Genomic DNA, 1445 nt, shown 5'->3' on the forward strand with positions numbered 1-1445 from the left:
GTTAACCTTGCTACAGAATATAAGTCGCTGACCCATTATACAAAAGGTACGCAGTCACCCCATAAAGAGGCTCCCACTGCTTGTACGTACACGGTTTCAGGTTCTTTTTCACTCCCCTCGCCGGGGTTCTTTTCGCCTTTCCCTCACGGTACTGGTTCACTATCGGTCAGTCAGGAGTATTTAGCCTTGGAGGATGGTCCCCCCATATTCAGACAGGATACCACGTGTCCCGCCCTACTCATCGAGCTCACAGCATGTGCATTTTTGTGTACGGGGCTGTCACCCTGTATCGCGCGCCTTTCCAGACGCTTCCACTAACACACACACTGATTCAGGCTCTGGGCTGCTCCCCGTTCGCTCGCCGCTACTGGGGGAATCTCGGTTGATTTCTTTTCCTCGGGGTACTTAGATGTTTCAGTTCCCCCGGTTCGCCTCATTAACCTATGGATTCAGTTAATGATAGTGTGTCGAAACACACTGGGTTTCCCCATTCGGAAATCGCCGGTTATAACGGTTCATATCACCTTACCGACGCTTATCGCAGATTAGCACGTCCTTCATCGCCTCTGACTGCCAGGGCATCCACCGTGTACGCTTAGTCGCTTAACCTCACAACCCGAAGATGTTTCTTTCGATTCATCATCGTGTTGCGAAAAATTTGAGAGACTCACGAACAACTTTCGTTGTTCAGTGTTTCAATTTTCAGCTTTGATCCAGATTTTTAAAGAGCAAAACTTCGCAGTGAACCTTTGCAGGTACACTCTGAAGTATTTTTTATTTAATCACTACAGAGATGGTGGAGCTATGCGGGATCGAACCGCAGACCTCCTGCGTGCAAAGCAGGCGCTCTCCCAGCTGAGCTATAGCCCCATAACATGTAGTTAAAACCTCTTCAAATTTGCGGTGCAAATTTGGTAGGCCTGAGTGGACTTGAACCACCGACCTCACCCTTATCAGGGGTGCGCTCTAACCACCTGAGCTACAAGCCTGTAGAGGTTTTACTGCTCATTTTCATCAGACAATCTGTGTGAGCACTGCAAAGTACGCTTCTTTAAGGTAAGGAGGTGATCCAACCGCAGGTTCCCCTACGGTTACCTTGTTACGACTTCACCCCAGTCATGAATCACAAAGTGGTAAGCGCCCTCCCGAAGGTTAAGCTACCTACTTCTTTTGCAACCCACTCCCATGGTGTGACGGGCGGTGTGTACAAGGCCCGGGAACGTATTCACCGTGGCATTCTGATCCACGATTACTAGCGATTCCGACTTCATGGAGTCGAGTTGCAGACTCCAATCCGGACTACGACGCACTTTATGAGGTCCGCTTGCTCTCGCGAGGTCGCTTCTCTTTGTATGCGCCATTGTAGCACGTGTGTAGCCCTGGTCGTAAGGGCCATGATGACTTGACGTCATCCCCACCTTCCTCCAGTTTATCACTGGCAGTCT

2 tRNA genes and 2 rRNA genes are annotated in these 1445 nt (G+C 50.0%); all 4 read right to left on the minus strand.

Annotation, left to right across the window (positions count from 1 at the left end):
• Window positions 1–609 (minus strand): 23S ribosomal RNA (locus CRI63_RS23650); the annotation flags it as partial.
• Window positions 610–794: 185 nt separating this feature from the next.
• Window positions 795–870 (minus strand) — tRNA-Ala (locus CRI63_RS23655).
• A gap of 42 nt (window positions 871–912) precedes the next feature.
• A tRNA-Ile gene (locus tag CRI63_RS23660) sits at window positions 913–989 on the minus strand.
• 68 nt (window positions 990–1057) lie between these two features.
• Window positions 1058–1445 (minus strand): 16S ribosomal RNA (locus tag CRI63_RS23665); the annotation flags it as partial.

This window comes from Escherichia sp. E2661, from assembly GCF_004745185.1.
GTDB lineage: Bacteria > Pseudomonadota > Gammaproteobacteria > Enterobacterales > Enterobacteriaceae > Escherichia.